This window comes from Streptomyces sp. 2131.1 (assembly GCF_900105515.1).
In the GTDB taxonomy this organism is placed as follows: Bacteria; Actinomycetota; Actinomycetes; order Streptomycetales; family Streptomycetaceae; genus Streptomyces; species Streptomyces drozdowiczii.
In genome coordinates, this window is record NZ_FNSY01000001.1 from 1,796,011 (window position 1) to 1,818,447 (window position 22,437).

Genomic DNA, 22,437 nt, shown 5'->3' on the forward strand with positions numbered 1-22,437 from the left:
GGCGCCGATCGGGTCGGCCGCCACTCCAGTGCCCGCCGCCGGATGCGGCATGCGTCCGCGTGAGTGTCAGAGAGCGAGCCCCGTGAGGACGAGGACGCGCTCGTAGGTGTAGTCGTCCATCGCGTACCGGACGCCCTCGCGGCCCACGCCGGACTGCTTGGCGCCGCCGTACGGCATCTGGTCGGCGCGGTACGAGGGGACGTCGCCGATGATCACCCCGCCGACCTCCAGCGCGCGGTGGGCGCGGAAGGCGGCCTGGATGTCATGGGTGAACACCCCTGCCTGGAGCCCGTACTGCGAGGCGTTGACGGCGGCGAACGCCTCGGCCTCGCCGTTCACCTTCTGCACGGACAGGACCGGGCCGAAGACCTCCTCGGTGGCGAGGGTGACGCCCTCGGGCAGCCCGGCGAGGACGGTCGGCGCGTACGTCGACCCGTCGCGCTTGCCGCCGGCGAGCAGCTGGGCTCCCGCGGCGACGGCCTCGTCGACCCAGGACTCGACGCGCCGGGCCGCGGCCTCGTCGACGAGCGGGCCGACGTCCGTGGTGGGGTCGGACGGGTCGCCGGTGACCTGGGCCTCCACGGCGGCGACGATCCTCGGCAGCAGCCTGTCGTACACGGCGGCGTCGGCCATGACGCGCTGCACGGAGATGCAGGACTGGCCGCCCTGGTAGTTGGAGAACGTCGCGATGCGGGTCGCGGCCCAGTCCAGGTCCTCGTCGGAGGCGTAGTCGCCGAGCACGACGGCGGCGCCGTTGCCGCCGAGTTCCAGCGTGCAGTGCTTACGGGGCACCGAGTCCATGATCGCGTAGCCGACGGGGGCGGACCCGGTGAAGGAGATCACCGGCAGCCGCTCGTCCTGGACGAGGGCGGGCATCCGGTCGTTGGGGACCGTGAGGACCGACCAGGAGCCGGACGGGAGATCCGTCTCGGCCAGCAGTTCGCCCAGGACCAGCGAGGAGAGCGGGGTGGCCGGGGCCGGCTTCAGGATGATGGGGACACCCACGGCGATGGCCGGGGCGACCTTGTGGGCGCTGAGGTTCAGCGGGAAGTTGAAGGGCGCGATGCCGAGGACGCTGCCGCGCGGGAAGCGACGGGTCAGGCCGAGCCGGCCGGTGCCGCCGGCGTCGGTGTCCAGGCGCTGGGCTTCGCCGCTGTTGAACCGGCGGGCCTCCTCGGAGGCGAAGCGGAAGACGGACACGGCCCGCCCGACCTCGCCGCGCGCCCACTTGATCGGCTTGCCGTTCTCGGCGGAGATCAGCCGGGCGATCTCCTCGGTGCGCTCGGCCAGCCGGCGGGCCACGTGGTCGAGCGCGGCGGCGCGCACGTGGGCCGGGGTCGCGGCGAACTCCTCGCGCACGGCGTGCGCGGCGGCGACGGCCTCCTCGACCTGGGCCTCGGTCGGGACGGAGACCGTCCCGACGAGGCGCCCGTCCCAGGAGTTGGTGACGTCGAAGCTTTCCTCGCCGGTGGCCTGGCGGCCGGCCAGCCAGAAGGCGTGGGTGGAGGTCATGGAGTTCCGGCCCTTCGATGGCGTGGGGTGTGTCGGCCCCCACGGTAGGGCCGGGAAGGCCGCCTGGCGTTTGTCCGGCGTGGAGCGGAACGCGACCCTGGTGCGCCTTATTGGCCAGGGCCTGCCGGACCGGTCCCAGGCGGTGTGGTGACCTTCAGGGCGAGCCACAGCTCCATGCGGACGTCCGGGTCGTCCAGCGAGCGGCCGAGGATCTCCTCCACCCGCCTCATCCGGTAGCGCAGGGTGTGCCGGTGGACCCCGAGGTCGGCGGCGGCCGCGTCCCACTGCCCGTGGTGCGAGAGCCACGCCCGCACGGAGGCGACCAGGTCACCGCGGCCCTTGGCATCGTGCTCGTACAGGGCGCGCAGCATGCCGTCGGCGAAGGCCCGCACCGCGTCGTCGGCGAGCAGCGGCAGCACGGAGCCGGTGGCCAGCTCCGCGTGCTCGACCAGGGCCCGGCCCCGGCGGCGGGCCACCGAGAGGGCCTGCTCGGCCTGCTTGTACGCGGCGGACACGGCGACCGGGCCGGCGGGCGCGGACATGCCCACGACGACATGGGTGTCCTGGGCGGCGGCCGGTTCGCGCGGGGTCAGTTCGTCCTGCGCCTCGGCGTGCGCCGTGCAGGCGGCCACCGCCGCGCCGCCGTCGGCGGCCAGCACGAGGAGCCGTTCGCCCTCGGGGACCATCAGCAGGGTCTCGCCGGACCGGTAGGCGGCGGTGTCCATGGCGTCGGCCAGCAGCGCGGTCGCCGAGGGGTCCGGGGCCTCGGCGATGAGCAGCCGGAAGGGGGCGTCTAGCAGCCCGCCGTAGAGGTCTCCGGCGACGGCGCGGGCGTGGTCGGGCTGGCCGGCGAGGAGCATGCGCAGCACCGCGGCGCCGAGGCGCTGTTCGGCGCCCTGGAGGGCGCGGGAGCGGGCGGTGGTGAGGGTGAGCAGGGCGACCGCGGAGTGCACCGCGTACCGCTCGGCGGTGCCGAGGGCGGCTCCGGTGCCGACGGCCAGGGCGCCGCGGACCCGGCGGCCGGTGCCCAGGGACTGGAGTTCGACGCGGTCGTCGGTGTCTCCGACGACCATGCTCGCCGGGGCCGGCCGGGCGCGCAGCCGCTCCACTTCCGGGGTGAGCCGGGCGGCGCGGCGGGCCGCCCAGTCGGGGGCGGCGGCCACCACGGCACCGGCGGCGTCGTAGAGGGCGGCCCAGCCGTCGACGTGGGCGGCGAGTCGGGCGAGCAGGGCGTCGGGGCCGTCCCCGGCGAGCGCCGCGCTGGTGAGCTCGCGCTGCGCCTCGAAGCCCGCGGTGACGGCCCGGTACTGGTCGGCCGCGATCTGCGAGGAGACGGCCTTGGTGATGGCGAGGAACGGGGTGCGGCGGGGCACTTCGAGGAGCGGCAGGCCGGCTTCCTCGGCGGCGCCGATCAGCGGCCGGGGCACCTCGTCGTAGTTGACGCCGACGGCGAAGCCGAGCCCGGCGACCCCGGCGTCGGCGAGCCTGCGCACGTACCGCCCCATCGCCTCCGGGTTCTCCGCGTCCAGGTTGGTCGCGGTGACCAGCAGCAGTTCGCCGCCCTCCATGTAGGGGACGGGGTCGGTCAGCTCGCTGGCGTGCGCCCAGCGCACCGGGGTGTCGAGGCGGTCCGCCCCCGCGCGCACCGTGAGTTTGAGCGCCGAGTGCTGGACGAGCGAGGCGAGCGTGGGCGGCATGGAGGTGGGGGCCTTCGGGAGGGAGCGATTTCGCCGTCCCGTATGAACGGCTCACTTCGATTCTGCCAGGGTGGCAGAGTCTCTGTCACCGCCGCCACTCGTCCCGCTCCGGCCCGTTCCGCCCCGCCGTCAGCGGGCCAGCCGCACGAGCAGCGGGGGCATGTGCTCGCCGTCCACGGTGGACAGGGAGAGCACCGCGTGGCCCGGCGGGAGTTCGTAGGCGAGCGCGGAGGCCGACCACCGCTCCCGTTCGACCTGGCGCACGGTGACCGCGTCCGTGGTGACGGCCTTGCCGGTGGCCATCTTGCGCAGCGAGTGCAGGGCGCGGGTGAGCGGCTGGTCGGCGAAGACCCCGTGCTGGGCGACCTCGCGGACCTCCACCCACTCCTTGCCCCAGGCTTCCGCGAAGCGCTTGCCGTCCCAGGTGGTGAGGCCGGGGAAGACCATGGCGCAGCCGAACGCGCCGAGCAGCGCCGCGTGCAGCCCCTCGGGCACGTCGTCCAGGGTGCGCAGGGCGAGGACCGCCCCGGCGTTGACGGACCGCAGCCGGCGGATGCCCCGGACGGTGTCGGCGCTGACCGTGTGGGTGGCGTCGTCGAGGACGAGGCAGACGAACAGCGAGCGGTCGGTGCGGGCGGCGGCGACGGCGTTGAACTGGGCGAGTACCAGCCGGGCGAGAATGCGGGACGCCTCGGCGTGGACGCGTTCCGGCAGGTCGACGCGGACCCGCAGCGGGTGCCGGCCCAGGGCGCGCAGCGAGAACGGGCGGGCGTCCTCACCGGTGGCGAAGAAGCCGGCGAAGGCGGGCCGGTCGAGCGTGGCGACCCGGTCGGCCAGGACGGCGGCCGGGTCGGCGGCGGAGCCCGCCTGGCGGGCCCTGGCCTCCAGTTCACGCAGCATCGCCTGGTGTCCCCCGGCCTTCAGGGCCTCGCGCAGGGCGCCGAGCGCGGCGGCGGAGCCTTCGAGGAGTTCGCGGAGTTCGGGTACGGCGGGGAAGCGGCCGTGGACCGTGCGGAACGGGCCGAGCAGCTGGCCCAGCGCGGTCGCGGCGCGGCGGGTGTCCAGGGTGGGGATGTCCCCGGCCAGCCCCTCGGCGAGGGCCGCCGCGGCCTCGTCGGGGTCGGTGGTGCCGCCGTACAGGTCGAAGTCGTGCAGGGACGCGGGGTCGCCGATGCGAATGACCACGTCGTAGGCGTCGTCCGGGCCGAGCGCGCCGCCCGCGCCGCCGACCGCGAGCACCGCGGCCTGTCCGGTGAGCGCGCGCAGGGCGAGGGCCTCGACGACGGGCCGGACGATCCGTTCGGTCTTGCCGGATCCGGGCGGGCCGACGGCCAGCAGCGATGTGGCGAGCGAGGCGGGTTCCAGGGCCATGCCCGAGCCCCGGCGCGGGTAGGGGTTGCGCGCGTCGTCGGCGCACTCCCCGATCCGGACCTGGCCGGTGAGCGGGTCGTGGGTGGCGGTGCGTCCGGGCACGTCCCGGAAGCCGGAGGGGTGCAGGAAGGCGTCGGCGCCCTTGCGGAGCACGGTCTCGGTGAAGGAGGACAGCCGGTCGGGCCGGCCGCCGGCCGCGGTCCAGGCGTGGCGCACCCGTACGCAGTCCACGTCGTTCATCCGGCCCGCGTACACGGCGGCGGTCAGCGCCTCGGCGGCGTCGGTGGAGCCGGCGGCGCGCAGGTCGGGCCACTGGGCGCGCAGGGGGCCGGCCGTCGGGGCGGCGGAGGTCGCGGTGGGCTCGCGCGGGGCGGGCTCGCGGCGGAGGAAGGGGCCCAGCTCCGTCGACCAGTGGCCGGTGCGGGCGAAGGGCCAGGCGATCGCGGAGCCGATCAGGGCGTAGAGCACGAGCACGACGAGCAGCGCCGCGTACTTGTTGCCGCCGCCCTGCATCCAGCTGGTGGGGACCGCGGGGAGGACGAGGTCGGCGAGGGGGACCTTGCGGGTCCAGACGAGCCACAGGGTGAGCAGCGCGCCGCCCAGGGTGAGGACGAGCCGGGCGCGGGCGAGGTTGGGGCCGGCGAAGTAGCGGAAGACCCCCGCCCAGCCGCCGACCCGGGCGGCCCAGAAGCCGAGGCCGAGGACGAGCACCTGGTAGTAGAGGGTCGTGGAGTTGACGACGAGGGCGGGGGCGTCGTCCCTGAGCCCGCCGAAGGTCCACCACTCGGGGCCGGTGATGATCTCGATCGGCTTGCTGACGTAGGGGACGCTGCGCTCGGTGAGCAGCAGCCAGAGCAGGAGCCACAGGACGAGTGTGGCGGCGGGGCCCACGAGTGAGGGGCGCGCCGGGCGCTCGGCGGGCCGGGGCACGAACCCGTACCGCCAGACGCCGGGGCCGGCCTCGGGGCGGGGCGCGTTCAGCCAGTCGGCGGTGGGCGCGGCGGAGCCATCGGCCGGGGTGGGCGCGGGGGGTGCCGGCACCGCCGGGGGCCGGGAGGGCGGCGGGACCGTGGGCGGGTAGGCGGGCGGGGCGGCGGGTACGGAGCCCGTGGGCCGGCCGTCGGGCGGCTGCGCACCCCGCGCACCCCGCGTGCCGTGCGTACCGTCGTTGTCCATGAACCGTTGCCCCCTTGACCAGCCAGGTCCGTCACTGCACCGGCCAATCTAGTGCGCGCACACGGTGAGTTCAGCAACGCGCCCGGATAGTGACCGCCGGGAAAGCGCCCCGTACCCCCGCGCCGCCTTCTGTCCGCCGCGGACAACGACACGTACACGACCACTACCGATCGGAGCATGCCCCGCCCCGGGTCCCGCGCCTAGCCTGCACAACGAAGAAGCGTCCGAAACACCCCCAGGAGCCCCGCATGACCGAAATCCCGCAGGAGCGCCGACTCGTCACCGCCATTCCCGGTCCGAAGTCGGTGGAGCTGCAAGACCGCCGGCTCGCGGCGGTCGCCGCCGGTGTGGGCTCCACGCTGCCCGTGTTCACCGCGCGGGCGGGCGGCGGGATCATCGAGGACGTGGACGGCAACCGTCTGATCGACTTCGGTTCCGGCATCGCCGTGACGTCGGTCGGCGCCTCCGCCGAGGCCGTCGTGCGCCGGGCCTCCGCGCAGCTCGCGGACTTCACCCACACCTGTTTCATGGTCACGCCGTACGAGGGTTACGTGGAGGTCTGCGAGCGGCTCGCGGAGCTGACGCCGGGTGACCACGCGAAGAAGTCGGCGCTGTTCAACTCGGGCGCCGAGGCCGTCGAGAACGCGGTGAAGATCGCCCGCGCGTACACGAAGCGGACCGCGGTCGTCGTCTTCGACCACGGCTACCACGGCCGGACGAACCTCACGATGGCGCTGACCGCCAAGAACATGCCGTACAAGCACGGCTTCGGCCCGTTCGCCCCCGAGGTGTACCGGGTACCGGTGGCGTACGGCTACCGCTGGCCGACCGGCGCCGAGAACGCGGGCGCCGAGGCGTCCGCCCAGGCCATCGACCAGATCACCAAGCAGATCGGCGCGGAGAACGTCGCCGCGATCATCATCGAGCCGGTGCTGGGCGAGGGCGGCTTCATCGAGCCGGCCAAGGGCTTCCTGCCGGCCATCGAGCGGTTCGCCAAGGACAACGGCATCGTCTTCGTGGCCGACGAGATCCAGTCGGGCTTCTGCCGGACCGGCCAGTGGTTCGCGTGCGAGGACGAGGGCATCGTCCCGGACCTGATCACCACGGCCAAGGGCATCGCGGGCGGCCTGCCGCTGTCCGCCGTGACCGGCCGCGCCGAGATCATGGACGCGGCGCACGCGGGCGGCCTCGGCGGTACGTACGGCGGCAACCCGGTCGCCTGCGCCGGCGCCCTCGGGGCCATCGAGACGATGCGCGAGCTGGACCTGAACAAGAAGGCGAAGCGCATCGAGGAGGTCATGAAGGGCCGCCTCGAAGGGATGCGGGCCGAGCTGCCGAACGGCGGCATCATCGGTGACATCCGGGGCCGCGGCGCGATGATCGCGATCGAGCTGGTGAAGCCGGGCACGAAGGAGCCGCACCCGGAGGCGGCCACGCGGCTCGCGAAGGCCTGCCACGCCGAGGGCGTCCTCGTCCTGACCTGCGGTACGTACGGCAACGTGCTGCGCTTCCTGCCGCCGCTGGTGATCGGCGAGGACCTGCTGAACGAGGGCCTGGACGTCCTGGAGGGCGCCTTCGCCGGGATCTGATCCCGGAATTCGTGCGCGCCTGTGAAGAAAAGGTGGGGGGGCGATGGCGGGATACCGTACCCGCTATCGGTCCCCCTTCGCCTGACGTACGGTTTCCGCAGATGAGAGAAACACCCCGCCCGCAGGGGACTGCGGGCGAATCCGGGTCGGAGCTTCCCCGGCACCGTCCCGGCCGTGCCTTCGCGCACACCACTGGGGCACCACGCTCCGGAACTCCTCACCGATCGGATGGCCGCTCGTCCCACACCCCCCGGGACGCGCGGCAAACCGGTCCACTCGTCCGCTCCGGAACAACCCCCCCAGTTCCGGGGCGGACGGCTTTTTTCTTCTCCCTTGTGTCCGGCCTGTCGGCCCTCTTCGCGCTGACCAGCTGGCAGATCGCCGCCGACGGCCCCCTGCGCGGCCTCGACGAGCGCGCCGGCCGGGCACTCGTCGGTCACGGCCCGCGCCGGCTCACCGAATTCCTCGCCGATCTCGGCAACATGCAGGTCGCCCTCCCGGTGCTGGCCTGCGCGATCGGCTGGTCGCTGCTGCGCGGCCGACGCCGGGCGCCGCTGGGTGCTGCCATCGCCATGGCGGCGGTGCCGCTGCTGGTCGTACCGCTGAAGCACTGGATCGCCCGGCCGGGGCCGCTGACGGAGGCCACCGGCTACTACCCGTCGGGCCATGCCGCGACGGCGGCGGTGGCGTACGGGGCTTCGGCGCTGCTGCTCGCCGGGCGCGGGCGGCGTATGTGGATGATGCCCGTCGCCGCCGTCCTGCTGACAGCGGCGACGGGCATCGGTCTGGTGCTCCGCGGCTATCACTGGCCGCTGGATGTGCTGGGCAGCTGGTTCCTGTGCGGACTGCTGCTCCTGCTGCCCTACGGGTTCGGCCGGATCAGCCGAAGTAGGCGTCGAAGTTCTTCGAGAACTCCCAGTTGTTGAAGCGGTCCCAGTTGATGGACCAGGTCATCAGGCCGCGCAGGCCCGACCATGTGCCGTGGGTGGCGTAGGAGCCGCAGTCGGTCTTCTTGGTGAGGCAGTTCAGCGCCTTGGTGACCTCGGCGGGCGAGGTGTGCCCGTTGCCGGCCTGGGTGGAGGCCGGCAGGCCGATCGCGACCTGGTCGGGGCGCAGCCCGGGGAAGACCTTCGTCTGGTCACCGGCGACGGGGAAACCGGCCAGCAGCATGTCGGTCATGGCGATGTGGAAGTCGGCGCCGCCCATGGAGTGGTACTGGTTGTCGAGGCCCATGATGGAGCCCGAGTTGTAGTCCTGGACGTGCAGCAGGGTGAGGTCGTCGCGCAGCGCGTGGATCACCGGCAGATAGGCCCCGGCGCGCGGGTCCTGGCCGCCCCACGGCCCCGAGCCGTAGTACTGGTAGCCGAGCTGTACGAAGAAGGTCTCGGGCGCCATGGTGAGGACGAACTTGGCGCCGTACTTGGCCTTGAGGGTCTTCACCGCCGAGATCAGGTTGACGACCACCGGTGTGGTGGGGTTCCGGAAGTCGGTGTCCCCGGTGTTCAGCGAGAGCGAGTGGCCCTCGAAGTCGATGTCCAGGCCGTCGAGGCCGTAATCGTCGATGATCTTGCTCACCGAGGAGACGAACATGTCGCGGGCGGCGGTGGTGTTGAGCTGCACCTGGCCGTTCTGACCGCCGATGGAGATCAGCACCTTCTTGCCGGCCGCCTGCTTGGCCTTGATGGCCGCCTTGAACTCGGCCTCCGACTCGACATTGGGGCACTCGGTGACCGGGCAGAGCTTGAAGCGGATGTCGCCCGAGGTGACGGAGGTCGGCTCGCCGAAGGCCAGGTCGATGACGTCCCAGGAGTCGGGCACGTCCGCCATGCGGGTGTAGCCGGAGCCGTTGGCGAAGCTCGAGTGCAGATAGCCGACGAGCGCGTGGGCCGGGAGCTGGGTACCGGTGCCGCCGTCGCTGCCCTTGCCGGTGGTCGCGGAGACCGCTGCCGACTTGGCGGACTCGCCCGCCTCGTTGACGGCGCTGACCTGGAAGCTGTACGCGGTGGAGGCGCTGAGGCCGGTCACGGTCGCCGAGGTCCCGGTGACGCTCTGGACCTTGGTGCCGCCCCGGTAGACGTTGTAGCCGGTGGCCCCGGAGGAGCCCGTCCAGGACAGGGCGACCGAGGACGAGGTGACCGTGCCGGTCTTGAGAGCCGTGGGAGCCGCGGGGAGCACTACCGGGTCGCCGCCGGGGCCGAACAGGCTGACGTCGTCGGCGTAGTAGGCCGGGGTGCCGTACCAGCCGTGCGTGTAGATCTTGACCGAGGTGGTGGAGGCCCCGGTCGTGAACGTGGTCGTGAGCTTCTGCCAGCCGGGCGCGGACTGCGTCCAGGTGGAGACGTCGGTCGTCCCGGTGCCCTCGGCACCCAGGTAGACGTAACTGCCCTGCACCCAGGCGCTCAGCGTGTACGTGGAGCCGGGCTTCACCTTCACGGACTGCGAGCACTTGGCGTTGTCGCTGCCGGCCGGCGTCGCCTTCAGCGCCGATGTCCCGCCGTGTACGGGGGTGCTGACGGCCGCTCCGCTGCCGCCGGAGCAGTTCCAGCCGGTCAGCCCGGCCTCGAAGGTGCCGTTGCTCGCCACCTCGGCGTCGGCCGCGGCGGCGGTGGGCGCGGTGGCGGCGAGGCCGCCGGCGGCGAGCAGGGCTGCCGAGAAGGCGGCGAGAAGTGCGGTCTTGCGGGCAGGGGGTCCCGTGCGTTCCACAACGGCCTCCGTACAGGGGGGAATTGATACGGCGAGGGGAATTGATGCGGCGCGCACAACATGGTCCAGACCAATCAGGTTGTCAAGACCTCTGGCAGCGATGGCTGTCCGGGACGGTCGCCCGGCGGGCGGTGGCCGCTCCGGTACGCGGGCCCGTTCACACCCCCCGTTCCCCGGCCGGGCCCGCCGCCGCCTCGTGCATGGCGAGCTCCAGAAGCGTGGCGTCGGTGAGGGTGCCCGAGCCGTCGGGCGGGACGAGCCAGCGCACCCTTCCGGCCGGGCGGGCCGGGTGCGGCACGACGATCCAGGTGCCGCGCCCGGCGCCCCGGATGCCCGTGCCGACCCACCGGGCGACGGTGCCCGGTGGCACGAAGAAGCCCATCCTGGCCTCGCCGAAGTCCGCGAGGACCGGCCCCGGCCGGTCGATGAGCCGGGTGAGCACGTCGAGCGTCGGATAGCCCAGCTCCCCGGGCAGGATCAGTACGTCCCAGCGCCTGCCGGCGGGCAGGAGCGCGATCCCCCGCGGATCGCGCTCCCAGTCCCGCCGGCAGGCGGCCGGATCGGGCGCCGCCGATGCCAGCCACTCGACCGCTGCCCTGGCCTCCGAGCCGTTCATGGCCCGCCTCCGTCGTCCGTGTCGCGCCGGCCGGGCGGCGGGCGCGTTCAGGAGGGAGAGCGGGTCGGGGCCGGACCATGACGCGGGTTCGGCCACCCATTGGCAGTGATCTGGCTCACGTGGACCCGTTGTCAGTGGCGGGTGGCAGACTCCACCGCATGGAACACATGGGGGACGTCCGTGGTGTCGAAGAGCTCGTCGAGCTGACGGAGCGCGGCGAGAAGGTGAAGTACCTGCACTTCTGGGGGCACCGCCCGCGCCCGGACGGCAGCATCGGTGCGAGCTGTCTGAGCCAGTGGTGGCCCTCGCCGTTCACGGTCGACGGCGTGACGTACGCGTCGGCCGAGCACTGGATGATGGCCGGCAAAGCGCGGCTGTTCGGCGACGAGGCGGCGGCCGGGCAGGCGGTGGCCGCGAAGAGTCCGGCCGAGGCGAAGAAGGTGGGCCGGCTGGTCCGCGGCTTCGATGACGCCGTCTGGAAGCGTGAGCGGTTCGCCCTGGTGGTGGCGGGCAGCGTCCACAAGTTCGGCCAGGACCCGGAGCTGGGCGCCTTCCTGCTCGGCACCGGGAACCGGGTGCTGGTGGAGGCGAGCCCGATGGACCGGGTCTGGGGCATCGGGCTCGCGGCGGACGACCCGCGCGCGCAGGACCCGGCGGCCTGGCGGGGCCTGAATCTGCTGGGGTTCGCGCTGATGGCGGCCCGGGACGAGCTGCGGAACGGGACCGGCGGCGCCGGTATATGAAGCGGCTCGCGGGGGCGGGCGGGGCCGGTGCCCCTCCCGCCCCCGCGAGCCGGTCCGGTGGCTCAGGTCCGCGCGGCGAAGTGGCCGAGGGGCGCATGCTCGCGCGCCTCGACGACCTGGGAGACGGACGTCTGCCCGCTGTCGGACTCGCCGTCGTCCTCGGCGTAGTCGCTGTTGATCGCCCAGATGATGAACCCGAGGAACGCGGCGCCGATGACGATCCCGATCGATCCGAGGATGATGCCGGCCAGCGCCACACCGCCGTTGTCGGCCTCGCCCCGCTGGGCCCGGCCGCGGCCGATGATGCCGAAGACCAGTGCGAGAACGCCGAGGACGACTCCGAGGCCGTACAGGCAGAAGCCGACGGTCGCGATGAGTCCGAGTACCAGCGCGGCGATGCCCATCCCGTTCGCGGGCTGCGGCCCGCCCCAGGGGTTTCCGTAGCCGGGATAGCCCGGGTAGCCGAACTGCGGTGCCTGAGCGGCCGGGTAGCCGTACGAGGCCGCCGGCGGGAACGGGCCGCCGGGATATCCGCCCGGTCCCATCGGCGGGGCCGCCTGCCCCGGGCCGTTCGGCCCGACGGGCGGCGGCGGGACGGTCCCGGGAGCGGACCACCCGGCGCCCGCGGCCTGCGGCGGGGCGTGGCCGGTGGGGCCGCCGGGGCCGTTCTGCGGTGCCGCGAACGGGTTGGCCGGGACGGGGCCCGTGCCGACGCCCGGCATGGAGGTGACCGTCAGCTGATCGTGCACGCCCGGGGCGCCGGAGGGGGTGTGGGGGTCGCCGGGTATGCGGCCGTCGCCGGGTATGCCGTCCGCCGGGCGGTGATCCTCACCGGGCCGGACGGCGTCCTCCGGCGGGTGCGGGGCGCCGGAGGCGGCGCCCTTGTCGAGCGGCACCCGGCCCTGCGGTGTGCCGGCCGGCGCGGAGTCGCCCGACGGGCGGGCGTCATCGGGCGCGGGGTCGTCCCACGCGGAGTCGCCGGACGGGCGGGCGTCACCGGGCGCGGCGCCGTCCGGCGCGGAGTCGCCCGACGGACGGGCGTCACCGGGAGCGGGGTCGTCCCACGCGGAGTCGCCGGACGGACGGGCGTCACCGGGCGCGGCGGCGTCCCGCGGTCCGGGGCCACCGGGGCCCGCGCTCTTGCCGAGCGTCACCGGGCCGTGGCCGGACGGAGCCCCGCCCGGGCCCGCGGCCCCCTGCGGGCGCTGGTCGCCGGGGACGGCACCCTCGTCCGACGGCGCTCCGGCGCCGGGGGGCCGGCCGTCGCCGGACGGGGCGGCGTCCGGGGCGAAGGCTTCCGCCCGGCGGCCCCCGCCGGGCGGGGCGTCGGCCGGCCCCCCGGCGCCGGCGCCCGGTGCCGCCCAGGCGCCCTGCGGCACCGCGTCATCCGGCACCGCGTCACCCGGCGGCGTGCCGCCGCTTCGCGTCCCGTCGTGGCGCCGCTCCGGCGGCGCCCAGGGGTCTATCGGCGCGGCCCTGTCCGCCGGCTTGTCCGTGTTGTCTGGCATGGGCCTCCCCCATCGTGATGCGGTCATGCTACGGGCGGGACCGTCCTACGATGACTCCCGTCCCCCGCCCAGGTCACGCCGGTGCCCCGGGCCCGTACCACTCCCTGCCCACGGAGGCCCCGATGACCGATCTGCACCCCTTCATCGCGGGGCTGCCCAAGGCCGAGCTCCATGTCCACCACGTCGGTTCGGCATCCCCCCGTATCGTCGCCGAGCTGGCCGCGCACCACCCCGACTCCAAGGTCCCCACCGCCCCCGAGGCGCTGGCCGACTACTTCACGTTCACCGACTTCGCCCACTTCATCGACGTCTACCTCTCGGTCGTCGACCTGATCCGCACCCCGGAGGACGTCCGGCTGCTGACGTTCGAGGTCGCCCGGGACATGGCCCGGCAGAACATCCGGTACGCGGAGCTGACGGTCACCCCGTTCTCCTCGACCCGGCGCGGCATTCCCGAGCAGGGCTTCATGGAGGCCATCGAGGACGCCCGCAAGTCCGCGGAGCGGGAGCTCGGCGTCGTATTGCGCTGGTGCTTCGACATCCCGGGCGAGGCCGGTCTGGAGGCCGCCGAGGAGACCACCCGGCTCGCCGTGGACCTGCGGCCCGAGGGACTCGTATCGTTCGGCCTCGGCGGCCCGGAGATCGGCGTGGACCGTCCGCAGTTCAAGCCCTACTTCGACCGGGCGATCGCCGAGGGCCTGCACTCGGTGCCGCACGCCGGTGAGACCACCGGTCCGCAGACCGTCTGGGACGCGCTGACCGCGCTGCGCGCCGAGCGCATCGGCCACGGCACCAGCTCGGTGGCCGACCCGAAGCTGCTGGACCACCTGGCCGAGCAGCGCATCGCCCTGGAGGTCTGCCCCACGTCGAACATCGCGACCCGGGCCGTCAAGGACATCGAGCAGCACCCCGTCCGCGAGATGGTCCAGGCCGGTGTGCTGGTGACGATCAACAGCGACGACCCGCCCATGTTCGGCACCGACCTCAACAACGAGTACGCGGTGGCCGCCCGCATCCTCGGCCTCGACGAGCAGGGCCTGGCCGCCCTCGCGAAGAACGCCGTGGAGGCGTCCTTCCTCGACCCGGCCGGCAAGCGCACGCTGTCCGCCGAGATCGACACGTACACGGCCAACTGGCTGCGGGACGCCAGGCGGTGATCGCGGGGCGGTGACAATGACCCCATGCCCATCGCCACGCCTGTCACCGCCGTCGCCCACCGCGGCGATCCGTACCGCGCCCGCGAGAACACCCTGCCCTCGGTCCGCTCCGCGCTCGAACGGGGCGCGGACGCGGTGGAGATCGACGTCCGGGTCACCCGGGACGGGGTGCCGGTCCTGCTGCACGACGCCACGCTGGACCGGCTGTGGGGCCGTGACCTGCGGCTGGACCGGCTCACCCACCAGGAGCTGACCGAGCTGACGGAGGGCGGCGTGCCGACGCTGCGCGAGGCGCTGCTCGCGGTCGGCGCGCACCGGGTGATGGTCGACCTGCCCGGCTCCACGCCGGAGTCGGTCAAGCGGACGGTGGGCGTGGTGCGGGAGTGCGGGGCCGGTGAGCGCGTCTACTACTGCGCCGGCCCGGAGGCGATGCTCCGGGTGCGCGCGGCCGACCCGTCGGCCGAGATCGCGATGACATGGACGACACTCGCGCCCCCGCGCCCGGAGCTCCTCGACGCGGTCCGGCCGCGCTGGCTGAACTACCGGTTCGGTCTGGTCAGCCGGGAGCTGACGGACCGCAACCACCGCGACGGGCTGCTGGTCTCGGCCTGGACCGCCGACACCGGCCGCACGATGCGCCGGCTGCTCGACCGGGGCGTGGACTCCGTCACCACCAACCGGATCGACGTGCTCCGCAAGCTGATCGACCGGAGCGGGGACGGGCGGAGACCGTGATAGGCCCCCGCACGGTCTGGCGCCGGGTGCGGGAGACCGGCGGCCCGGGATTCCGGGTGACCGACATCGGCGTGGTCCTGGTGGTCCAGGCGGCGGTGTCGGTCCCGTGGGTGCTGCCCCGCGACCCCCGTCTGGAGCCCGCATCGCTGCCTGCGTACCTGCTGACCAGCCTGACCGTGCTCCCGCTGCTGTGGCGGCGCCGGGCGCCGGTCCGGGTGCTGTTTGCGGTGATGGCGGCGCAGAGCCTCTACGGGCTGGCCGTCGACGGCCCGGGGCAGACCCTGCCGTACACCGGTCTGGTCGCCCTCTACAGCGTCGCGGCCCACGCCCCGGCACCGGCCCGCCGGGTCTGCGGGGCGCTGACCCTGGCGATCGTCTTCCCGTCTGTGGCACTCAACACGGGCGAGGCCCGCGAGCTGGTCTTCTCGCTGATGGTGTTCACGGCGGCGTACGGATTCGGCCGGTTCACGGACGTCCGCCAGGCGTACACCAGGGCCGTCGAGGACCGGGCGCGGCAGCTGGAGGTCACCCGCCGGATCGAGGCCGAGCATGCGGCGGCCCGCGAACGGGCCCGGATCGCCCGGGAGATGCACGACATCCTGTCGCACGCGGTGAGCCTGATGATCGTGCAGGCGGAGGCGGGCCCGGTGGCGGTCCGTACGGCTCCGGACCGGGCCGAGGCGGCGTTCGACGCGATCTCGGAGACCGGCAGGGACGCGATGGTCCAGCTGCGCCGGATGCTCGGCGTGCTGCGCGAGTGGGGGCCGGGGGCGCCCCGCTCGCCGCTGCCGTCCCTGGCCGAACTCCCGGCGCTGGTGGAGCGCGTGCGCTCCAGCGGTCTGGCGGTGACCCACACGGTGACCGGCCCGGAGCGCCCGCTGCCCCGGGACACCGACAGCGCCGTGTACCGGATCGTGCAGGAGGCCCTGACCAACACGGTCAAGCACGCCGCCGCCACCGGGGCCGCCGTCCTGCTGGCGTACGGGGAGGACGGCCTGACCGTGTCCGTGACCGACGACGGCCGCGGCACGGGGACGGGCACCGGCACCAGCACCGGCACCGGCACCGGGCACGGTCTGATCGGCATCCGGGAGCGGGCTGCGGCGCACGGCGGCAGCGCCCGTACCGGCCCGGGACCGGACGGCCGGGGATTCCGGGTGGACATCACACTCCCACTCGTGCCGGTAACGTCCTCGTCGGAGGTGGGGAGTTGACGATCCGTGTCGTGGTGGCGGACGACCAGGAGCTGGTCCGCAGCGGCTTCGCGATGATCCTGGACGCCCAGCCGGACATCGAGGTGGTGGCCGAGGCGGGCGACGGAGCTCAGGCGGTGGACGCGGTGCTCCGGCTGGAGCCGGACGTGGCCCTGCTGGACATCCGGATGCCCGTCCTCGACGGCATCGGCGCCTGCCGCGAGATCAGCGCCCGGACCGCCTGCCGGACGGTCATGCTGACGACCTTCGACTCCGACGCGTACGTGTACGAGGCGCTGCACGCGGGGGCGAGCGGCTTTCTGCTCAAGGACGTCCGCCGGGACGACCTCGTGCACGCCGTACGCGTGGTGGCGGCGGGCGATTCGCTGCTGGCGCCCTCGGTGGCGCGGCTGCTGATCGCCGAGTACACCTCGCGCCCGGCGCGGACGGCGGCGGTCACGGACGAGCGGCGGCTCGGCGTTCTGACCGCCCGGGAACGCGAGACACTGCTGCATCTGGCGCGCGGGCTGTCCAACGCGGAGATCGCCGCGGCCATGGTCGTCAGTGACCACACGGTGAAGACCCATGTGGGCAACGTGCTGTCCAAACTGGGCCTCCGCGACCGCATCCAGGCCGTCATCTGCGCCTACGAGACGGGGCTCGTCGCTCCCTCGCCGGAGGGAGAGCCCCCGTCCCGCTCCCCCGCCCGGGGGAGGTGAACATCCCCCACGCAATCCCCCGCTCCGGTGATCCGCCAGGGGCCTCCGGGTCCGCAGGATGGGATCAACGACGGCGCGGTCGCCGGGACTTCGCCGCCACGGATCTGCCTGCCTGGAGGCATCACGATGAACGCCCGCATCCGCCGTACCGTCCTCGCCGCCGCCCTGGTCTCCGCCATCACGGCGGGCACCGCGGGCCCGGCCCTCGCGACCGGCGCCCCGTCCCCCGGCAGGACGCATACCACCGCGCCGACGGTGACCGGCACGGACACCGGGGCGCTGAGCGACCTCATAGCCGGGCTCCCCGACGAGGGGGCGACGGCCGCCCTGATCCGGCTGGGCGGCACCGAGGGCGCGTGGCGGGGTTCCGCCGGGGTCCACGACCTGGTGACGAAGCGGCCGGCCGACCCGGACGCGCGGTTCCGGGCGGGTTCGGTGACCAAGGTGTTCACCGCCGCGGCCGTCCTCCAGCTCGCCGCCGAGCGGAAGCTGAGCCTGGACCGCCCGGTGCGCTCCTACCTGCCGGAGCTGATCCCCGCGGCGTACGGGACGGTCACCGTACGCCAGTTGCTGAACCACACGAGCGGGCTGCCGTCGGCCGACTACCCGGGCGACACAGTGGAGGAGTGGTACGCCAACCGCTTCCACCGCTTCGACGCGCGCGAGATGGTCGCCTCGGCCACGGCCAAGGAACGAGAGTTCCCGGCGGGGACGCGGCAGCACTACCTCAACATCAACTACACGGTGGCCGGGCTGCTGATCGAGAAGGTCACCGGGCACAGCTACGAGGCGGAGGTTTCCCGGCGCGTCCTGGCCCCGCTGGGTCTGCGCGACACGTCGTTCCCCCGCTCCGATCCCCGTATCCACGGCCCGCACAACCACGGGTACCAGCGCTTGAAGCTGGAGGACGGCACCACCGTTCTGCGGGACGTCAGCGTGTGGGGCGCGACCGACGGCTGGGCGGCGGGGGACGTCATCTCCACCACCGCCGATCTGGAGCGCTTCCTGACCGCACTGTTCCGGGGCCGGGTGGTGCGCGGCCGGCTGCTGGAGGAGATGTTCACGCTGCCGGACCCCTCGGTACGCGACTTCGTGAGCGGCAAGGCACCCTCGTACAGCGCCGGTCTCTCCACCTGGAAGCTGGGCGGCCGCCAGGTCTGGGGCAAGACCGGCGGCCGCTGGGGCTACAACTCGGGATTCGGCGCCACGCGCGATCTCTCCCGCACCCTCGTCTACAGCATCAACTCCACGGACGCGAAGGCCGAGGGAAACAACGCCTTGGTCATGGGTGTGGTCGGCACCGTCTTCGGCGCGCCTTCGGCCGACTGAGTCAGGCGGCCACCGGCTCCGCCTCCGGTGCCTGCTCCATCGCCTCAAGGCGCTTGATCTGGCGGTGCACGATCAGCAGCGGGATCACGCCGAAGGCACCGAACGACATGTCGATGATCGACCACCAGAACGGGATGTCGCGGATCGGGCCGCAGATCAGCGCGAGCGGGATGATTCCGGCGCAGGCGATCATGCCGAACTCGATGACCCAGATGTTGCGGACCGGGTCACGGAAGGGGCCGTAGAAGGCGACCGCGATGACCAGGTGGGCGAAGGCCAGCCAGTCGGTGCCGTACAGCACGAAGGGGTACCGGGCGTCGGCCTCGTCGAGGCCGGTGCGGACGCGGGTGATCCACTCCAGCAGACCGGGGAAGTGCTCGGGAACAGGGGAGGCCGAGGACGTCAGGAGATCCTCCGTCCACCGCAGTTCGTGGACGAGCGGGAAGGCGGTCAGCCCACTCAGGACCAGACAGACGATGAACACAACCAACCACACGCGTATACGCCGCCGCAGGGCGTTTCGCTCGCTCATGTCCGCAGCGTACGCCCGCATTTAACTGCTCTTTACGCCACCCCCGGTGAGGCTCCGGAAGACCTGTGGCCCCGTGCGAACCGGTCCGGTTCGCACGGGGCCACAGGGGTGGTCGCTCAGCCCTCGATGGACGTCATGACGTGCTTGATGCGCGTGTAGTCCTCGAAGCCGTAGGCCGAGAGGTCCTTGCCGTAACCCGACTTCTTGAAACCGCCGTGCGGCATCTCGGCGACCAGCGGGATGTGGGTGTTGATCCAGACGCATCCGAAGTCCAGGTTCTTGGACATCCGCATGGCGCGCGCGTGGTCCTTGGTCCACACCGAGGAGGCGAGGGCGTAGTCGACGCCGTTCGCCCACTCCACGGCCTGGGCCTCGTCCCGGAAGGACTGGACGGTGATGACCGGGCCGAAGACCTCGTTCTGGATGATCTCGTCGTCCTGCTTGAGGCCGGAGACCACGGTCGGGGCGTAGAAGTAGCCCTTGTCACCGACCCGGTGGCCGCCCGCCTCGACCCGGGCGTGGGCGGGGAGGCGCTCGATGAAGCCGCTGACCTGGGCCAGCTGGTTGGCGTTGTTGAGCGGGCCGTAGAGCACGTCCTCGTCGTCCGGCTGCCCGGTCTTCGTGTCGGCGGCGGCCTTGGCGAGCGCGGTGACGAACTCGTCGTGGATGGACTCGTGGACCAGGACGCGGGTGGCGGCCGTGCAGTCCTGGCCGGCGTTGAAGTAGCCCGCGACCGAGATGTCCTCGACGGCCTTCGCGAGGTCGGTGTCCTCGAAGACGACGACGGGCGCCTTGCCGCCGAGCTCCAGGTGGACCCGCTTGACGTCCTTGGCCGCCGACTCGGCGACCTGCATGCCGGCGCGCACCGAACCGGTGATGGAGGCCATCGCCGGGGTCCGGTGCTCGACCATCGCGCGGCCGGTGTCGCGGTCGCCGCAGACGACGTTGAAGACGCCCTTGGGCAGGAGCTGCCCGATGATCTCGGCGATCAGCACAGTGGAGGCGGGCGTGGTGTCGGACGGCTTGATGACGACGGTGTTGCCCGCGGCGAGCGCCGGGGCGAACTTCCAGACGGCCATCATCATCGGGTAGTTCCAGGGTGCGACCTGCGCGCATACGCCGACCGGTTCGCGGCGCACGATGGAGGTCAGCCCCTCCATGTACTCGCCGGCCGAGCGCCCCTCCAGGAGCCGCGCGGCGCCCGCGAAGAAGCGGATCTGGTCCACCATCGGCGGGATCTCTTCGGTGCGGGTCAGTCCGATCGGCTTGCCGGTGTTCTCGGACTCGGCGGCGATCAGGTCCTCGGCCCGCTCCTCGAAGGCGTCCGCGATCTTGAGCAGGGCGCGCTGACGCTCGGCCGGTGTGGCGTCGCGCCAGGCGGGGAACGCGGCCGCGGCGGCGGCCATCGCGGCGTCGACGTCGGCGGGGCCGGAGAGCGGCGAGGTCGCGTAGACCTCCTCGGTCACCGGGTTGACCACGTCGATCGTCCGCCCGTCGGCGGCGTCCCGGAACTCCCCGTTGATGTAGTTGCGCAGACGGCGTACCTCGGCGGTCACGGCCACCCCTCCTGATGTGAGTCCAATGGGTGAGACGACCAGCGTAGTCGGACACCCCCGTGCGGCGACGGGCGAGGCCACAAACGAACTGGCGAGCGATCATTCGAGCGGCCGGACGAGCCGAGCCGTCTTGACCTGCCCTTGACCGACCGGTCTCGCTACCCCGGCGGTCATCTCATACGCCCGGCGCAGCCGGAATGCGCCCGATCGAGTGGGAAGAGACGGGCCCGGGCCGCGTGCTGTCCGCTCACCGCGATCCGAATCCTTACGGTGCGGGGTGACCGATCGGCCCCCTCTTCGTTCCCCCGTACGGGGGACGGGATATCTGATCTGAACCGAGGTGTACGCCATGGTGGCCCCGCCGGACAACGATGTGATCTGGGCGCGTTCCCTTCAGCACTCCCACAACGGCTCACCCGCGCTCGGCGGGGTCTCCCTGGGCATCCGCGAGGGCGAGATCCTCTCGGTGACCGGCCCGCGCGGCAGCGGCAAGACGACCCTGCTGCACTGCCTGTCCGGCCAGCTCGTGCCCGAGCAGGGCGAGGTGTGGTTCAACAGCGTCCCCGTGCACACGATGGGGCCGCGCCTGCGCGAGCGGCTGCGCCGCGACAAGTTCGGCTGGATCGCCCCCGAACCGCAGCTCGTCCCGGAGCTGAACACCTGGGAGAACACCGCCCTCCCGCTCCTGCTGCGAGGCGCCTCGCACCGGGAGGCGAAGAAGGCCGCCATGGAGTGGCTGGAGCGCCTCGACATCGGCATGTGCGCCAAGAAGCGCCCGCACACCCTCCAGCAGAGCCAGCGCCAGCGGATCTCGGTGGCGCGCGCCCTGGCCGCCGGCCCCTCGGTGATCTTCGCGGACGAGCCGACCGCGACGCTGCACCGCACCGACCGCACCCACGTCCTGCGGACCCTGACCAGCGCCGCCCGCTCGCACGGGATCACGGTGGTGCTCGCCACGCACGACGCCGAGATCGCCTCGCTCGCGGACCGGGTGGTGCCGCTGCTCGACGGGCGCCGCGTCTCCACGGTCGCCCTGCCCGCCGAAGCCGATCCGGAGGGGCGCGCGGCGTGCTCGCTCTCCGTCTAGCCCGCGGCTCCCATCCACTGGCCCTGATGCGGCGGCTGCTGGTCGCGGCCGCGTCCGCCGGGGTCGGCTTCCTGCTCCTGTGCGCCCTCGGCTACGCCGCGGGGCACCCCGCCCACTCGGCCGGTTCGGTGCTGCGGCTGCTGTGGTGCTTCGTCCCGCTGGCCGCCACCGTGCAGTTCGCCGTCGCGGTGGCCCGTACGGACCCGAGCACCCGGCCGCGCAGCGGACTGTCCGCCGTGGGCCTGGGCCCGGTGCGGCTCAGCGTGCTCGCCGCGGTCTCCACCGCCGTCTCGTGCACCCTCGGCTCGGCGGTGGCGCTGCTGTTCTTCCTCCACCTGCGCGGCGACCTGCCCGGGCTGCCGTTCGACGGTGCCGCCGCCGACCTGCTCGGCGCGGACGCCCCGCTCCCGGCCGCCGCCGTCCTGCTGCTGCTCGCCCTGGTGCCGGTGGCGGCCGCGACGGCCAGTGCGATGGCACTGCGCAGGAGCCCCGTACGGGCGTCGAGCGAGGCGGACGACACCGGCGAGCTGGTGCCCTCGGAGGAGATCCCCGCCCCCGCCGCGCCGCCGTCCGGCCTCCCCTGGGGCGTGGCCCTGACTGCCGCCGGTCTCGCCGTCGAGGCGTACGCGAGCCGGGGCGGCGCGGGCAGCCCCTTCCCGCTCCCCGGCAAGCTGGACTCCACACCGGCCTGGGTGCTCGTCGGCTGGACGCTGACGGCGATCGGCCTGGCGACGGCGGGCCCCGGCCTGACCCACCTGTGCGGCCGGCTTCTCCAGATGGCCCGCCCCGGAGCGGTACGCCTGCTGGCCGGCCGGGTCCTGATGGACGAGGCGCGACGGATCGGGCGCCCGCTCGGCATCGTCTGCGCGGTCCTCTCGGGGGTCGTCGCGGCCTTCGCGCTCTACGGGACCGGGGCGCGGCCGTTCGGCCCGCTCACCGCGCTCGGGGCGGTGCTGGTCATCGGCTGCACCACGGCGACGCTGCTCACCTCGGCCCTGGAGGCCAGGCAGGCGCGCGCCGAGACGGCCCGGGCGCTGCTGCGGCTCGGCGCCCCGGCCTCGGCGCTGCGTGCGGCGACCGCGTTGCGCGCGGCGGCGCTGCTGCTGTTCTTCGCCCCGCTCACCTGGGTGATCGCGGAGCTGGCCGCGCTGCCGCTGACGCCCTGAACACCGCTGGAAGCGGCCCCGGGACCGGCCTGGCATCCTGCCCGGCCG

The 22,437-nt window shown here is 73.5% G+C and carries 18 protein-coding genes; 10 read left to right on the forward strand and 8 right to left on the reverse strand.

The features are described from left to right. Positions 1 to 66: 66 nt before the first annotated feature. From BLW14_RS07855 to BLW14_RS07865, 3 genes are all read right to left on the reverse strand, one after another. Positions 67 to 1,512 carry an aldehyde dehydrogenase family protein gene (locus tag BLW14_RS07855; protein WP_093705693.1) on the reverse strand — a complete coding sequence of 482 codons (1,446 nt, stop codon included), beginning with the start codon at positions 1,510 to 1,512 and terminating at the stop codon, positions 67 to 69. 107 nt (positions 1,513 to 1,619) lie between these two features. Continuing rightward, complete coding sequence (locus tag BLW14_RS07860; protein ID WP_093705695.1) at positions 1,620 to 3,209, reverse strand: PucR family transcriptional regulator; 1,590 nt, start codon at positions 3,207 to 3,209, stop codon at positions 1,620 to 1,622. Between the two features lie 129 nt (positions 3,210 to 3,338). Next, positions 3,339 to 5,756 (reverse strand): ATP/GTP-binding protein, encoded by a 2,418-nt coding sequence (locus BLW14_RS07865; RefSeq protein WP_093705697.1) that lies wholly within the window; start codon positions 5,754 to 5,756, stop codon positions 3,339 to 3,341. A gap of 248 nt (positions 5,757 to 6,004) precedes the next feature. On the opposite strand from BLW14_RS07865, the gene gabT reads away from it, so the two are divergent. Next, the gene (gabT, locus tag BLW14_RS07870; RefSeq protein WP_093705699.1) at positions 6,005 to 7,345 is read left to right on the forward strand and encodes a 4-aminobutyrate--2-oxoglutarate transaminase; all 1,341 of its coding nucleotides are present in this window, start codon (positions 6,005 to 6,007) and stop codon (positions 7,343 to 7,345) included. A 101-nt stretch (positions 7,346 to 7,446) separates the two neighbouring features. Then, positions 7,447 to 8,271 (forward strand): phosphatase PAP2 family protein, encoded by an 825-nt coding sequence (locus BLW14_RS07875; RefSeq protein WP_256332708.1) that lies wholly within the window; start codon positions 7,447 to 7,449, stop codon positions 8,269 to 8,271. On the opposite strand, the gene BLW14_RS07880 is transcribed toward BLW14_RS07875, so the two are convergent. Beyond that, positions 8,225 to 10,048, reverse strand: coding sequence for a chitinase (locus BLW14_RS07880; protein WP_093705703.1), 1,824 nt, complete (start codon positions 10,046 to 10,048; stop codon positions 8,225 to 8,227). The two genes, BLW14_RS07875 and BLW14_RS07880, sit on opposite strands and share 47 nt — an antisense overlap. A 157-nt stretch (positions 10,049 to 10,205) precedes the next feature. Then, positions 10,206 to 10,664 (reverse strand): bifunctional DNA primase/polymerase, encoded by a 459-nt coding sequence (locus BLW14_RS07885; RefSeq protein WP_093705705.1) that lies wholly within the window; start codon positions 10,662 to 10,664, stop codon positions 10,206 to 10,208. Positions 10,665 to 10,831: 167 nt separating this feature from the next. On the opposite strand from BLW14_RS07885, the gene BLW14_RS07890 reads away from it, so the two are divergent. After that, positions 10,832 to 11,407, forward strand: a complete 576-nt coding sequence (locus BLW14_RS07890) for an NADAR family protein (protein ID WP_093705707.1) — start codon at positions 10,832 to 10,834, stop codon at positions 11,405 to 11,407. 62 nt (positions 11,408 to 11,469) lie between these two features. Here the strand turns inward: BLW14_RS07890 and BLW14_RS35720 are convergent, their stop codons facing one another. Next, the gene (locus BLW14_RS35720; protein WP_093705709.1) at positions 11,470 to 12,915 is read right to left on the reverse strand and encodes a DUF4190 domain-containing protein; all 1,446 of its coding nucleotides are present in this window, start codon (positions 12,913 to 12,915) and stop codon (positions 11,470 to 11,472) included. Positions 12,916 to 13,037: 122 nt separating this feature from the next. Between BLW14_RS35720 and BLW14_RS07900 the strand changes: the two genes are divergently transcribed. The 5 genes from BLW14_RS07900 (at position 13,038) to BLW14_RS07920 (ending at position 18,048) form a co-directional block, all read left to right on the forward strand. Continuing rightward, positions 13,038 to 14,072, forward strand: a complete 1,035-nt coding sequence (locus BLW14_RS07900; RefSeq protein WP_093705711.1) for an adenosine deaminase — start codon at positions 13,038 to 13,040, stop codon at positions 14,070 to 14,072. 24 nt (positions 14,073 to 14,096) lie between these two features. Beyond that, positions 14,097 to 14,807, forward strand: coding sequence for a glycerophosphodiester phosphodiesterase (locus tag BLW14_RS07905; protein ID WP_093705713.1), 711 nt, complete (start codon positions 14,097 to 14,099; stop codon positions 14,805 to 14,807). A gap of 56 nt (positions 14,808 to 14,863) precedes the next feature. Then, on the forward strand, positions 14,864 to 16,021 hold the full coding sequence (locus BLW14_RS07910) for a sensor histidine kinase (RefSeq protein ID WP_093710673.1): 1,158 nt from the start codon (positions 14,864 to 14,866) through the stop codon (positions 16,019 to 16,021). Next, positions 16,018 to 16,719 carry a response regulator gene (locus BLW14_RS07915; RefSeq protein ID WP_093705715.1) on the forward strand — a complete coding sequence of 234 codons (702 nt, stop codon included), beginning with the start codon at positions 16,018 to 16,020 and terminating at the stop codon, positions 16,717 to 16,719. Before BLW14_RS07910 ends, BLW14_RS07915 begins: the two co-directional genes overlap by 4 nt. Before the next feature lie 126 nt (positions 16,720 to 16,845). After that, positions 16,846 to 18,048 (forward strand): serine hydrolase domain-containing protein, encoded by a 1,203-nt coding sequence (locus BLW14_RS07920; RefSeq protein WP_093705717.1) that lies wholly within the window; start codon positions 16,846 to 16,848, stop codon positions 18,046 to 18,048. A gap of 1 nt (position 18,049) precedes the next feature. Here BLW14_RS07920 and BLW14_RS07925 read toward each other — a convergent pair whose 3' ends face one another. Then, the gene (locus BLW14_RS07925; protein ID WP_177153918.1) at positions 18,050 to 18,580 is read right to left on the reverse strand and encodes a hypothetical protein; all 531 of its coding nucleotides are present in this window, start codon (positions 18,578 to 18,580) and stop codon (positions 18,050 to 18,052) included. Positions 18,581 to 18,696: 116 nt separating this feature from the next. Further along, a complete protein-coding gene (locus BLW14_RS07930; RefSeq protein WP_093710674.1) occupies positions 18,697 to 20,136 on the reverse strand; it encodes a gamma-aminobutyraldehyde dehydrogenase in 1,440 nt (479 codons plus the stop codon). Between the two features lie 349 nt (positions 20,137 to 20,485). Between BLW14_RS07930 and BLW14_RS07935 the strand changes: the two genes are divergently transcribed. Both BLW14_RS07935 and BLW14_RS07940 read left to right on the forward strand, forming a co-directional pair. Next, complete coding sequence (locus BLW14_RS07935) at positions 20,486 to 21,223, forward strand: ABC transporter ATP-binding protein (RefSeq protein ID WP_093705721.1); 738 nt, start codon at positions 20,486 to 20,488, stop codon at positions 21,221 to 21,223. Continuing rightward, on the forward strand, positions 21,205 to 22,389 hold the full coding sequence (locus BLW14_RS07940; RefSeq protein ID WP_177153919.1) for a hypothetical protein: 1,185 nt from the start codon (positions 21,205 to 21,207) through the stop codon (positions 22,387 to 22,389). The genes BLW14_RS07935 and BLW14_RS07940 overlap by 19 nt, the downstream gene beginning before the upstream one ends. Positions 22,390 to 22,437 lie beyond the last annotated feature (48 nt).

Bases quoted from the DNA above. Each gene is read 5' to 3' on its own strand.
- BLW14_RS35720 (WP_093705709.1), bottom strand. From the start codon at position 12,915: ATGCCAGACAACACGGACAAGCCGGCGGACAGGGCCGCGCCGATAGAC.
- BLW14_RS07875 (WP_256332708.1), top strand. From the start codon at position 7,447: ATGAGAGAAACACCCCGCCCGCAGGGGACTGCGGGCGAATCCGGGTCG.
- BLW14_RS07865 (WP_093705697.1), bottom strand. From the start codon at position 5,756: ATGGACAACGACGGTACGCACGGCACGCGGGGTGCGCGGGGTGCGCAG.
- BLW14_RS07855 (WP_093705693.1), bottom strand. From the start codon at position 1,512: ATGACCTCCACCCACGCCTTCTGGCTGGCCGGCCGCCAGGCCACCGGC.
- BLW14_RS07925 (WP_177153918.1), bottom strand. From the start codon at position 18,580: ATGAGCGAGCGAAACGCCCTGCGGCGGCGTATACGCGTGTGGTTGGTT.
- BLW14_RS07905 (WP_093705713.1), top strand. From the start codon at position 14,097: ATGCCCATCGCCACGCCTGTCACCGCCGTCGCCCACCGCGGCGATCCG.
- gabT (WP_093705699.1), top strand. From the start codon at position 6,005: ATGACCGAAATCCCGCAGGAGCGCCGACTCGTCACCGCCATTCCCGGT.
- BLW14_RS07890 (WP_093705707.1), top strand. From the start codon at position 10,832: ATGGGGGACGTCCGTGGTGTCGAAGAGCTCGTCGAGCTGACGGAGCGC.
- BLW14_RS07860 (WP_093705695.1), bottom strand. From the start codon at position 3,209: ATGCCGCCCACGCTCGCCTCGCTCGTCCAGCACTCGGCGCTCAAACTC.
- BLW14_RS07935 (WP_093705721.1), top strand. From the start codon at position 20,486: ATGGTGGCCCCGCCGGACAACGATGTGATCTGGGCGCGTTCCCTTCAG.
- BLW14_RS07885 (WP_093705705.1), bottom strand. From the start codon at position 10,664: ATGAACGGCTCGGAGGCCAGGGCAGCGGTCGAGTGGCTGGCATCGGCG.
- BLW14_RS07920 (WP_093705717.1), top strand. From the start codon at position 16,846: ATGAACGCCCGCATCCGCCGTACCGTCCTCGCCGCCGCCCTGGTCTCC.
- BLW14_RS07900 (WP_093705711.1), top strand. From the start codon at position 13,038: ATGACCGATCTGCACCCCTTCATCGCGGGGCTGCCCAAGGCCGAGCTC.